The sequence below is a fragment of the Helicobacter himalayensis genome, assembly GCF_001602095.1.
Classification (GTDB): domain Bacteria; phylum Campylobacterota; class Campylobacteria; order Campylobacterales; family Helicobacteraceae; genus Helicobacter_F; species Helicobacter_F himalayensis.
Window position 1 is genome coordinate 1,371,497 of the sequence record NZ_CP014991.1, and the last position, 13,661, is coordinate 1,385,157.

Genomic DNA, 13,661 nt, shown 5'->3' on the forward strand with positions numbered 1-13,661 from the left:
TTTCTTGTTGGGTTAAAATAAAAAAATGATTTTTTTTGCTAAAATTTTACTAAAGTTTTACGATTTGGTTTTTTGATATCTTATTTTAAGATAAATGTATGAAAGGAGAGGGGAATGCGATGGGTAGCGCAACAAAAAACACAAGCACAACAAATAAAGGGTCTTACCCCCCCCCCGCACACGATAGCCAAACCTTGCCTTTGCCTAATTTGTCATACCGACCCCTCTTGTCAAACTGACTCCTCTTGTCATTCTGAGCAAAGCGAAGAATCCAACAAAGAATCCAACACAAGCAAAGAATCTCTAAGAGATTTTTCAGTTATTTCACTCCCTCAAAATGACAAAAAGAAACTTGCATTCTTTTTCCCTTTTATCCCTATCTTTCTTTTCACTCCTAACCTAGCACTAGCACAACATAATTTGAACAATTACTGCGCTATACCCATAGGTCCTTTTAATTGCAGGGTAATAAACAATGTGAATAATGCTACGACAGTATTCAACAACACCACAGGTAACCAAGACACTTACCTTACCATAGTTGCTAGTGTCACTTTCAACCTCTTCAATAGAGGCGGAAATGGTGCGCCAATCATCATAAACTCCGACACGCAAAGCAAATTCTATCTAACCTTAGAAGCAGGAGCTTCTACGATCAACACTAACCCCCTAAAAGGTACCTCTACGCTAAACACATCAAGTGGAGCACACACTATCATAGATAACGCAGGAAGAATAGGCACACCTGATGCAAACGGAAACTACAATGCAGGGCGAGACCGAGATATAACAGGTAGTGGTAGGCTCGAAGTAAGAAACCAAACTACCGGTGTTATCGGTAGGATAGGAGCCGGCGGGTTGCTAGATATAAACAATGCTGGCGTTATCAAGGAAATAGGAGTATCAGGTGGACAAAACACCCAAAGTATCACAAACTCTGGCACTATACGTAGAATCAATAACGATTTTTGGGGTCAAAACTTTGCTAATCTCACAAATCAACAAGTTGGCACCATAGATGCCCTTGATATTAATGGTGGTAATTTTGTTCAAGGCACAAATGCTGGCACTATACAAGGATTTTGGACTAATTCCCAAAGCAGACAAGGACAAAGATATAACCCTTCGATAGGAGACTTCACAAACCAAGCTGGAGGTAGAATCACTACCTTAACTCACCGAGCTGGCACATTCACCACTCTCACCAACCAACAAAATGCCACTATCACCACCCTTACAAACCAACAAGGTGCTGAGATAACAACATTAAACAATCAAGGCACTATAACCACCCTAAATAACAACAATAGCGCTACACTCGCAACATTAAACAATCAAGGCACTATAAATACTTTCAGCATCTCTGGTGGTAATCTTAGACAAGGCACAAACTCTGGAAACATAGGGACTTTTACTGTAGCAGACAATCAAAATCGAGGCATAAACGCCGTAGTAACTAGCTTCACAAACCAACAAGGTGGGAGAATAACAACCCTTACCAACCAACAAGGTGGTGAGATTCAAACCTTAACTAATGAAGGCACTATAACAACCCTTACCAACCAAACAAATGGACAAATAGCCACTTTAACAAATAATGGCACAATCACAAATGGTATAACCAACAATGCCACCGCCACCATTACCACCTTAAACAACAACGCAAACCTAAGTTCTGTAACCAACTCTGGCACTATCACAACCTTAACCAATCAAAACAACGGCACACTAACCACCCTTACAAACAATGCCAACGCCTTAATTACTACACTAAACAACACCGCAGGCTCTACTATCACTAGAATCGCCAATAACACCAACGCACAAATAAACACTCTTAATAACTTTGGGAATCTCCCTGAACTTTTTAACGACAGAGCTGGGAGTATTGCTAATTTCAACAACACAGGAACATTAGCCTTGCTAGATAATGTGGGCGATATCACCACTCTTGAAAATCAAGCTGGAGGCACTATCACCACACTAGAAAATAAGGCTGGAGGTAACATCACAACCTTAACCAATCAAAACAACGGCACACTAACCACCCTTAACAATCACGGCAACATAACACAATCTCTTAATAACGCTGGCACAATCACCACTTTAATCAATGAAGCTAACGCACAGATTCAAAGCTTAACCAACCAACAAGGTGGCACTATCACTACTTTAACCACACAAGCAAACTCTACTATCACCACCTTAACCAATGAAGCCAACGCACAGATTCAAAGCTTAATCAACAATTCTCAAGGCACTATCACCAATTTCAACAACACTGGAGGCACTATCACCACACTAGAAAATAAGGCTGGAGGTAACATCACAACCTTAACCAATCAAAACAACGCCACACTAACCACCCTTAACAATCACGGCAACATAACACAATCTCTTAATAACGCTGGCACAATCACCACTTTAATCAATGAAGCTAACGCACAGATTCAAAGCTTAACCAACCAAACAAATGGACGCATAGCCACTTTAACAAATAATGGCACAATCACAAATGGCATAACTAACCAAGGAGAAATGCAAAACCTACACAATAATTTTGACTTAAGCTCTATTACAAATACTGGGAGTATCAATGAGTTAAACAACGCTAGCAACATAACCATAACAACACTCACCAACCAAACAAATGGACGCATCACAACCTTAAATAACTCTGGCACATTCACCACTCTTAATAACCAAAGCACGATAGACACACTAACTAACCTTACCGACGCAACACTTACCACACTTAATAACACAGGCACTATCACCACACTAGATAATGAGGCTCAAGGCTCTATAACTAGCTTAAATAACCAAGCAAATGGAAATATCGCCACGTTGATAAATGCTGGCACAATAGGCACAGCTGGGGCTACCACTACCAATCAAGGCAGCATTACACAATTAGAAAACACTGGGACAATCTACCAACTCACCAATGCCAATGGTGGAAATATCGCCACGATACTCAATAATGGCACGCTCACAGGAGGACTCACAAACCAAGAGGGCGGGAGTATCGGCACTTTCACACATGCATCTACCACAGTTTTAGATTCTCTCACAAACATTGGCTCTATGGATACTATTAATAACCAAAATGCCCAAATCACAGCTATCACAAACCAAACAGGCACAACCACTCACGGAAGCATTAATAACCTAAACAACCAAAATGCCCAAATCACCACTCTTACAAACCAAGCAAATACACAAATTACTAACCTAAATAACTCTAACTCCACACTTACCACACTTAATAATACAGGCACTATCACTACACTTTCAAATGCGGACAACTCCATACTAACCGCACTTAATAACCAAGCAAACGCCTTAATTACTACACTAAATAACACTACAGGCTCTACGCTTACCACACTTACAAACAATGCAAATGCACAAATTACTAACCTAAATAACTCCGCTATATTAACCACACTCAATAACCAAGCAAATGCCACGATAGATACACTTAGCAACTTTGACACACTTACAACTCTGACAAACGCGGGCAATATAGCTACACTTAATAATACAAACAACGCTACACTCACAACCCTTACAAACTCTGGGAATATAAATCAACTCAACAACATAGCAAATGCCACACTTACCACATTAAACAACCAAACAAACGCGCAGATTCAAGAGCTTAATAACAATGCTGGGCTTCTAAATGCACTTACAAATGCTGGAACTATTGATAATCTAAATAATACAAACAACGCTACACTCACAACCCTTACAAACAATAGCGAAATCACAAACCTAAACAATGCCGCTAGAGTTATCACACTAGATAATGAAGCAAACGCGCAGATTCAAAGGCTTAATAACTCTGGCATTCTTACCACGCTTACTAATAAAACAAATGCACAAATTACTACACTCTCAAACTCTGGCACACTAAATACCCTTCACAATCAAACAGCCGCCACACTAGAGACACTTGAGAACACAAACAATATCACCACTCTTGAAAATCAAGCCGGAAGCACACTCACCACACTAAATAACAACACAGGGACTATCTCTACCCTAAACAATGCTGGCACACTCACCACACTTAACAACAACGCTAACATTACAACTCTCACCAACACAGGCACACTCACCACACTTAGCAATGGTGCATTTATCTCTAACCTAACACAGAATACAGCCAATGCACTCACCTACTCAACAAACCAAGATGGCTATGTCCATACTCTTGATTTACAAAGCGGAAGCATAACCATAAATGATGAGCTCTACATAGGTAGAAATAGACATAAACAAGGCACACTTGCCACAGGTGCAAGTATTATCAACGCACTAGGCAGACAAGGAAGCAACCAAGTAAAAGAAGGCGCACTCACCATAGCCACAAACTCCACTATCAACGCACAAGATAAAACAATAAGCGTGTATGGAACTCTCAATAATCAAGGCACGATACAAGTAGGCGAGCTTATCTTAACGCGAGGCATATCTAACCCACAAGCGCTTCTTGCCCAATATAGTGGCAGTCATATCAATGGCACTATCAACAATAGCAATAACAACGGCTCAAATATCACACTTCAAAATTGGGTGCTAGAACTCACACAAGTTGCCTCCGACTATAATGACAAAACCAAAGCCAAAGACGCAGACACCAAGGGACATATTATTATGGATAAGAATGTAACCATAGGTAATCTAAAAACAGGCACAAGGTTTGGTGCTGATGGAAGCAGTGTATTAGATAGAGAGGCAGGTATCTTAATCATCGCAGACACAGACAAATGGGAAGAAAAATACAACTATGAAGCCCTCTTTTTGAAAAACGACAATGGCGCGCTCACCACAGCTTTAAAAGAAATTAGAAACCTTGATGGCGAAATTGTGAATAAAACAGACCAATATGGCAAAGAGACACAAACTAAGGCTGAAAATTTAGGAGGAGAAGCGACTTTGAGTATCCAAGCCCTCCGCAATCTCTACACCCCACAAAGCACTGTGAAAATCATAGATTTGCAAGATGGCTTTGCTGTGGGCTTAGAGCCTAAGGGTTCTCCATCAGAAACACTCTCTACTATTTTGCTTAATGGTGCTATCGCTAACAACTTGCTTATAAGCAACCTCATAGATTCTATGAGTAGGAGAATGTTTCATAAAAGCCTAGAACACAGAAAAGGTCAAACATATAGTGTAATGTCAAAAAGCGTAGATGAACAAGGCAAAAGAGTGAAAGACAAAAACGATATACTCGTCCCCTTGGCATACAATAACATCGATATGCTCCAAGAAGCAGATATGATTTATTCCCCTCACGCTGCAAACTCTTCTTATCAAGCTTTCTTTCTACCCCTTAGTCGCTACACTACTTCTAAGCTAGAGGGAGGCTTTAGCGGTAATGAATTCATCGCTGGAGCTTTAATGGGAGGCTTTTTAAACCTTAAATCTCACGGAAGCTTGGGATTTTACGCAGGGTATGAGAGTGGGCATGGCACAATAGGACGAAGTGATGGTAATGCAAAAATCAAGCATAGCAATGTCCTAGCAGGACTGCACTACTACAAAACCTTTTATACAAAAGATATGCGAGAATACTACTTCAAAGCAATCTTTCACGCTCAAAACCAACGTCCAGACTTTGAAGTGTATCGCAGCATAGCTGGTGATAGTGCTGTTGATAAAATCTCTGCCTTTGGGATAGATGCAGAAATGCGCTTAGGAGCCACCCTCTATAATGTATTCAAAAATAGCGCGCTTAGTCCTGAAGTAGGTCTTGGCTATGGACTACTTCATATTGCTCCCTTTAGCCTTACCTATGAAAGCACAGTCTTGCAAAATGAAACTTTCCCAGCCCATAGCTTTCATATCCCATATGTGCATGCTAAAGTGCGCTACATTAAAGCATTTGCTAACAACAAACGATATAGCATTCTCCTAGGTGGGAGATATAACATCGATTCTGTGCATAGTGCTAGCGTGCAGATAGGAGATTTTAAGGCGAGTTCATCATTTAATGTCCCAGCACTCGTAGGGCTAGCAGGGGCGAGTTTCTCATATTCACTCGGCAAACGTTCTGAAATCGCTGCCCAGCTTGATGGTGCTTTCTCTGTTTGGCAGTTAAGTGGTTCTCTCTCTGTACGTTATAGCGTATGGTGGTAAGGTTTATGAAAGGTTTGAAAACAAGATTTATGCAAGCATTAGAATCTAAACGCACTCACACGCAACAAACCATACAATCCGCAAAAAAAAGCCTAAAAAACACAATGATTTATGCAAAATCCATCTTGCATATTGCTTTATTCTCAAACATTATGCTCTTTGCCTTGCTTTTCACCACAAGCTATACAAACGACTATGACCGCGCAATCGCCCAATCCCTCAAAAGCGGAGGTAAGCTCTATCAAAAGGCTTGTGCTTCTTGTCACGGTAGGAAAGGGAGGACCTTGCCTCCGGGTGCGCACTTTAGCATACCAATAATAGAGCGAAGTCAAGGAGAACTAGTTTCTCTACTTAATTCCTACCGCACAGGAGCAGTAGATACAGGTGGCGCAAAAGGAACTATGAGTGCAAATCTTATGCGTTATAAATTTAGCGATACAGATATAGAAAACATAGCCTACTATGTGGCAAGTCTAAACCCAACTCCCCCCGTGCTTCAAGGCTATTACTATCAAGTAGCAGCTTATCATAATGAAGTTCCAGAAGAGATTTTAGCGCGCATTGCAGAACGTGATTATGTAGTGCATACCACAGAATACAATGGAAAAGAACTCAAACGATATCTCATAGGTCCTTATGTGGATACCCAAAGTATGCAAGCAGACAAAGAATATATAGCAGAACTCACAGAACACACCCATGTGCAAAAAAAGATGAAACCACTTGTGCGCTATATGAGTAGCGATAATGAAATATTTTCCCTTGAAAAAGACTACGAGCTTAAAGATTCTCTAGGAGTGTCCTTGCAAACCCCACAATTATATAGAGCAGAAAACAACCTAACTACAAAAAACAAAGCAGACGATACACACGAGACGCAAAACCCAGAATCCAAAGAGAGTGAAACCAACACAACTAAAGAAGACCTAGAAGTTTCGCAAGATTCCCTAGATGAAGCAAAGGCACAATCCCAAGAGCAAGAAAAAGAGGAATATTCTATAACAGAGTCCCAAGATACGCAGAGCTTAGCATCACAAGATTCTACGCTTAAGGCACTCTTTAAGTTTGAAACAGACGCACTAGGGCTAGATGAAGAGCAAGAGGGAGAGGGAGAAATGTCGATTCCAAATGGGTATTACTACATACTTGCCACTTATGCTAAAACCATACCGCTAGACACATTAGAGAAACTCAAAGACGAGGATTACAAACTATTCACACGAGGGGATTATGTGCATATACTCATAGGTGGCTATGATACCAAAAGCACCCTTTTATCGCATAAAGCAAAGGCAAATGCCCTAACCAAAGCCTTGCATATCCACAAATATCAAGACCAAAAGCCTAGAGTCATATTTATAGAATCTGGCAAGATAAAAGAGTTGTATTTGAAAGAGAATAATAAAAAGTAGTAGAGAGCAGCACCTTTATAATGTATAAAAGTATAGAATCTCAAACATTACCCAAAAACATTTAGTGTTTGAGTAAAACTCCAAACTTATTTTTACTACTCTTGGACTCTTGAAAAATCTCTTAAGGATTCTTTGCTTGTGTTAGATTCTTCGCTTATGCTCAGAATGACAAGAGGAGTCAGAATGACGAGGCTTCTTTTTTGTCATTTTGAGGGAGTGAAATGACTGAAAAATCTCTTAAAGATTCTTTGCTAGTGCAAAGCGGAGAAAATACGCCCCTCGCTAATCTGTCTTTACTGCGATTCGCGCCTTTTAGTAATGCACCCCTTTTTCTACAATGCACAAGGGTGCAGAATCTTAAAATAACGAGATTCATAAATAGACTATTTATCATCTATTTTTTCAATAAGCCTAAGTAATCCCTTTGCATCGCAAAATTCATTAGGTTTAAGAGAAGCAGGATTTTCTCCCCATTTAGCGTGCAAATAAGGGATATTAGCATTTTTCGCAGCTCCTTCATCTTTTGCACCATTGCCTACAAAGATACTTTTTACAAAGGGGGCGGATTGCAAAATCATATCTATCATCATAGAGCTTGGTTTAGATTCTCTATTTGGGGCTGAACCTATGATTGTGTCAAAAAAGTGGGCGATTTTATGGCGACGTAAAATAGGCAATAACTCATCGTGCGGAGCATTAGAGGCAATGGCTAAGAAATAATTTCTTTTTTTGCATTCATCTAAAAGCCATAGCACACCATCAAAAACCTTGACATCTTGCTCATAGGCTTTATGGAAATATTTTTCAAACCCAACCTTATAGCTAGGGTAAGCAAAGTTGTCTAGTCCATAAAAAATCTTAGGACAATTAAGTGTAGGTGTGTGCAAAACTTGTTTAATATAATCATTCTCTAATCTTGGGATATTTCTATCTTTACGTATTGCATTAATTGCTACACAAATGGCATTTTCGCTATCAATTAGCGTCCCGTCCATATCAAAAATTATATTTAGCATAATAATCTCCAAAATATGTATTCTATAAGCGTGAATACTAGCATAAACACATTCTTCAAAGCTATAAAATAGGCTGAAATAATTACTCACATTATTCTTTTACAATGTATCTCAAAAAGCAGTGAAATTTTAATTGCTTTTTTTTGAAAGTAGATTCTCTTTAAATTTGAGAATCCACACTACGCAATCACGCGCACAAGGACATAGCCACCAATAATAAGCGCGATAAAAAGTATCAACGACAATCCAAAGGCTTGCACGCCAAAATTTGCGAATTTTTTAAAATCAATTTGCAAGCCTAACGCACTCATCGCCATACTCAAGCAGAGCACACAAAACGTGTTAAAAAACTCTACAACCTGCGCGGGCAAAGAAATAGCGGAGTTTAGCACCACCATTGCTAAAAATCCAAAGGCAAAATATGGGATATGCAATTTGCGCGATTTACCCGCATCTGTGCTTGAAAAAAACAGCGGGATAAGCAACAACACAGGGATAAGCAGTAGCACGCGTATCATTTTGATAATCACCGCAATAGCACTTCCCTCATCACTTAGCACACTCCCAGCACCCACAACATTTGCTACTTCGTGCAAACTCGCACCGATATATACGCCCCACTGATTTTCACTCAAACCCAAATCATTCAAAGAATGCACCAGCGGATAGGCAAACATTCCCACAAGTCCAAAAAGCACCACGCACGCAAGCGCGATAATGCTTTTGTGTGGGGCGGATTTGATAGCAGATTCCACAGCCAAAATTGCCGCAGCACCACAAATCGCACTTCCTGAACTTATCAAAAGCGCCAATTCCTTATCCATTTTCAGAATCTTAACGCCCACAAACACGCCAAGAGCCAAGATTCCAACAACGACAAGCACGCTTATTAGCACGCCATTTAGCCCCACACTCATAAGCCCTTCAACGCTCACACGCAACCCATAAAGCACAATGCCAAGACGCAACAATCTCTTCGCGCTAAAATTTATCCCAAACTCACACTGCGCACGCGCTCTTGCATACAATGGCGAAAAGACAATGCCAAGCAAAATACCAATAATGAGCGTTGAAATATGATATTGCGCCACTTGCGGGATTGTAGCAATATAGAGGCTCGCTAAGCTTAAAATAAGTGTCATTGTAACGCCCCAAAATGCACTTTTTACACCCTCTTTCATTGCGTGAAAAAATTTACAGAATCTACACATTTTCCTTACTTTCTCTGAAATTTCTTAAAGCTAGCATTGTAGCTAATCGCGCGCAAAATCTGCTATAATCTGCACATAAATCACTGCATTTTCACCCTCAAAATTTAAACCAAAAGGTATTAGCTATGCTACAAATAAGCGCTTGTATTTTAGTCAAAAATGCCCAAGAGACGTTAAGGGAATGTTTAGAGTCTCTGCGCGCGTTTGATGAAATTATTTTGCTTGATAATAAAAGTACGGATAGCACACTTGAGATTGCGCGCGCATTTGATGAAAGCTATGGGAATCTGCGCGTGTTTGAGAGTGAGTTTATCGGCTTTGGAGGGCTTAAAAATCTCTGTGCGAGTTTTGCGCGCAATGAGTGGATTTGCATTATAGATTCTGATGAAGTGATGGAATCTGGCGCATTGGCGGAGTTGGAGCGTATTTTTGGAGTGCAAAATACACCAAAAGAAACAATTTTAGCCTTTAGTCGCAAAAATCTCTACAATGGCGAGTGGATAAAGGCATGCGGGTGGTATCCGGACTTCGTGTGGCGCGTGTATAACAAAACCTACACACATTTTAATGAAAATCTCGTGCATGAAAGCCTTATAATCCCAAAAGACGCACACAAAATCAAGCTCCCACCGCAGGCGAGTTTAAAACATTATGCTTATAAGGATATTGCGCATTTACTTGACAAAATGCAGCACTATACAAGCCTTTATGTCAAACAAAATCCGCACAAAAAAAGCTCGATTTTCAAAGCATTGACGCATAGCATATGGAGCTTTGTAAAAAATTATTTTTTCAAAAAAGGCTTTTTGTTTGGATACAAAGGATTTGTGATTAGCACTTGCAACGCATTAGGCGCATTTTTCAAATATATGAAACTTTATGAATCTCACAACGCGCGCGCGCAAAGCTGTTCGCTCATCATCACAACTTATAACCAAAAAGAGCGCCTTTCGCTCGTGCTAGATTCTGTCCTAGCACTACAAACCTTGCCAAATGAAGTTCTCATCGCTGATGATGGTAGCAAGGAGGATACAAAGGAATTAATAGAATCTTATAAGCGCATTTTTCCTTGCGAGTTGCGTCATATTTGGCAGGAGGATAAGGGCTTTCGCCTTAGTAAAATCCGCAATCACGCCTTGTGCGAGGCGCGGGGGGAATACATCATTATCATTGATGGTGATATGGTGCTAGAATCTCATTTTATTGATGATCATTTGCATTTCGCGCGCAAGGGCGTGTTTGTGCAAGGCTCAAGGGTGATTTTAGATTCTGCAATCACGCAAGAGATTATGCAAACAAGCAAACAAGATTCTAAAAATTTTGCTGGGCTTGGTGTAGATTCTTATAAAAAAGCCTTTGGCGCGCGCTCTTTTAAAAGCCGTAGAATCGCCTTTTTAGCAAGATTTCTTTTTACATTTTCAAGCAAAAATGCCCGTTATTTTAAGCGCAAGGATTTTATCAAGGGGATTCGCGGTTGCAATATGGGATTTTTCAAAAGTGATTGCGTGGCGATAAATGGCTTTAATGAAGATTTTGTGGGCTGGGGACGTGAAGATTCTGAATTTGTGGCGAGATTTTTGTTTAATGGCGGAGAATTGCGCCCATTAAAATTTAACGCGATTGCCTATCATCTCTACCATAAGGAAAACGCGCGAGAAATGCTAGAAACCAACCATAACATTTATCTTGATACTATTACAAAAGCTCGCAGATTCTGTAAAAATGGCTTGTATAAAAAATCTTAAAACCTTATTTTTCCACAATCTCAAATGGTGCTTCGCGCAGGATTTTACCAAAGGAGAACACCATTCCAAGCATTACATTGCTCCCGCTTCTATCAAAATATTTTCCCCGCAAGGCATAGACCTTCACAAAAGGCGCGATATTGAGATTCTTATACAAGCTCAAATCATAACGCAACTCAAATTCTAGCGAGTATTTAGGGTCATACGCGCTTGAAGTGGCATTCAAAATATAATCGCGCGCATTAAGCATATAATACAGCTTTCCGCTATTTTTAAACTTCTTTTCATACTTCATTCCAAGCTCCATTCCTAAGCTTTGGGCTTGTATGTTGGGGTTAAAATCCTTTTCACCAAAAAGCGTGAGCGCGAAGTCCTTTAGCACAAATCCGCTAAAAAGCTTCACGCCGACATTTGCACGCACAATCTGCCTACGCCCAAGTGTGCTTGAAGCCACAAACTCCGTCTGATACGCAAGCTTACTATAAGGTCCTAGCTCAAAATACCAGTTTGAAATTCCCAAAAACGAGTCAAACTCCCAAAGACGTTGCGTATAATCCGAGCTTATCAAGATTCTATCAAGCGTCTTGTTATCCACGCTAGGCGCGTTTTTGGGGAGAATGATTGTGCGTCCATACTCTGCAAGAAGCGAGTTAAAAATCACAAAGTTTGGCGTGTAATAATCCATATTAAGATTCAAATATCCTTGCGCAACAATTTGAGAATCCCCCTGCAAGCGCGTATCCGCCGCGACACTATAAATATCTTGATTACGCAAAGTGGTGGAGGAAAAGTTAATTGAAATGCGCTTTAAATCAATCTGCCAGCCAATTTTTTGCTCTTTGAAAATCGCGTCATCATCTGCTAACGCGCAAGTTTTTGGGAGTAAAAAAATAAGCACAAAAAGAGTGTGAAAATATTTTACTAAGAATCCGCCGCGCGCGCTCATTCCTGCCCTTTTTTGCTCTTAATTTTTGCCAGCCATTCATTGAGTGTTTTTTCAAAGCCTTTTGTAGTGGATTCTACAAATTCCAAATCCTCTTGCAAATAGCGCTGCTCTACAAACCCCCCAAAATCGTGTGGATAGAGATATTCCTTTGAGTGTGTCAAAATATTTGGCATAACGGGGAGAACCTTGCCTTCTTTCACGCAGGAAATCGCCTTATTTATGGCTTTATAGGCAGTGTTGCTTTTTGGCGAGGAAGCAAGGTAAATCACACATTGTGAAAGAATAATGCGCGCTTCAGGATAGCCGATTTTTTCCACACTTAAAAGCGTGGAAGTGGCGAGATTGAGCGCATTTGGGTTGGCATTGCCAATATCTTCGCTTGCTAAAATTACCAGACGGCGCGCGATAAATTCTGGATTCTCTCCACCTTCAATCAAGCGCGCAAGATAATAAATCGCGGCATTTACATCGCTTCCGCGGATAGATTTAATAAGCGCGCTTGCGAGATTATAATGCGTGTCATCTTCACTCGCGCCATCGTGCAGGCTAAAAGGGCGCAGGGCTTTGAGGCTTTCAACATTGACAGATTCTAAATCTAGCGCGCAATCAAGCAAATTTAACATAGCCCTTGCATCGCCCCCGCTAGATTCTATCAAATATGCCTTCGCGTGAGAATCTATGGCTTTTGGATACATCGCGAGTGCTTTTTGCAATAAACGCTCTAAGTGTGCGCGACCAAGAGGCTTAAACTCAAACAAAAAGCACCGCGAGCGGATGGCATTTGTGAGCGTATAGAAAGGATTATTTGTGCTTGCGCCAAAAACAAGAGTCTCGCCCTCCTCCATAATAGGAAGTAAAAACTCCTGCTGTGGCTTTGAAAGGCGGTGGATTTCATCAATAAACACCGCACTTTTTAGCAAGCTCCCACTAAAGCGCGCAAGAAAAGTTTTCAACTCCTCAAGCTTAAACGCCGTAGCGTTAAAATAGCCAATCTCGCGCCCCAACTGCTTGCAAATGATTTGAGCTAAAGTCGTTTTTCCACAGCCGGGCGGTCCATAAAAAATGCAATGTGGCGGAGAAGCGAGATTTTTACGCAAGGGGGCATTCTCCCCGATAATATGCTCCTGCCCGATAAATTCATCAAGATTTTTTGGGCGCAAGAGCTTAGCGAGATTGCGCAT

At 40.6% G+C, this 13,661-nt stretch carries 7 protein-coding genes; 3 read left to right on the forward strand and 4 right to left on the reverse strand.

Annotated features, from left to right (window positions below):
* Positions 1 to 114: 114 nt before the first annotated feature.
* Both A3217_RS06615 and A3217_RS06620 read left to right on the forward strand, forming a co-directional pair.
* Positions 115 to 6,150: a beta strand repeat-containing protein gene (locus tag A3217_RS06615; RefSeq protein ID WP_066389054.1), complete on the forward strand. Its 6,036-nt coding sequence runs from the start codon at positions 115 to 117 to the stop codon at positions 6,148 to 6,150.
* Positions 6,151 to 6,155: 5 nt separating this feature from the next.
* Positions 6,156 to 7,562 carry a c-type cytochrome gene (locus tag A3217_RS06620; RefSeq protein ID WP_066389033.1) on the forward strand — a complete coding sequence of 469 codons (1,407 nt, stop codon included), beginning with the start codon at positions 6,156 to 6,158 and terminating at the stop codon, positions 7,560 to 7,562.
* A 383-nt stretch (positions 7,563 to 7,945) separates the two neighbouring features.
* On the opposite strand, the gene A3217_RS06625 is transcribed toward A3217_RS06620, so the two are convergent.
* Together A3217_RS06625 and A3217_RS06630 are read right to left on the reverse strand one after the other, a co-directional pair.
* The gene (locus tag A3217_RS06625) at positions 7,946 to 8,578 is read right to left on the reverse strand and encodes an HAD family hydrolase (protein ID WP_066389055.1); all 633 of its coding nucleotides are present in this window, start codon (positions 8,576 to 8,578) and stop codon (positions 7,946 to 7,948) included.
* A gap of 179 nt (positions 8,579 to 8,757) precedes the next feature.
* Positions 8,758 to 9,789 carry a YeiH family protein gene (locus tag A3217_RS06630; RefSeq protein ID WP_231860217.1) on the reverse strand — a complete coding sequence of 344 codons (1,032 nt, stop codon included), beginning with the start codon at positions 9,787 to 9,789 and terminating at the stop codon, positions 8,758 to 8,760.
* Positions 9,790 to 9,914: 125 nt separating this feature from the next.
* On the opposite strand from A3217_RS06630, the gene A3217_RS06635 reads away from it, so the two are divergent.
* Entirely contained in the window at positions 9,915 to 11,534 is a 1,620-nt protein-coding gene (locus A3217_RS06635) for a glycosyltransferase family 2 protein (protein WP_066389058.1), read from the forward strand.
* Positions 11,535 to 11,538: 4 nt separating this feature from the next.
* Here A3217_RS06635 and A3217_RS06640 read toward each other — a convergent pair whose 3' ends face one another.
* Positions 11,539 to 12,480 (reverse strand): hypothetical protein, encoded by a 942-nt coding sequence (locus A3217_RS06640; RefSeq protein ID WP_066389059.1) that lies wholly within the window; start codon positions 12,478 to 12,480, stop codon positions 11,539 to 11,541.
* Positions 12,477 to 13,661, reverse strand: coding sequence for a replication-associated recombination protein A (locus A3217_RS06645; RefSeq protein ID WP_066389060.1), 1,185 nt, complete (start codon positions 13,659 to 13,661; stop codon positions 12,477 to 12,479). Before A3217_RS06645 ends, A3217_RS06640 begins: the two co-directional genes overlap by 4 nt.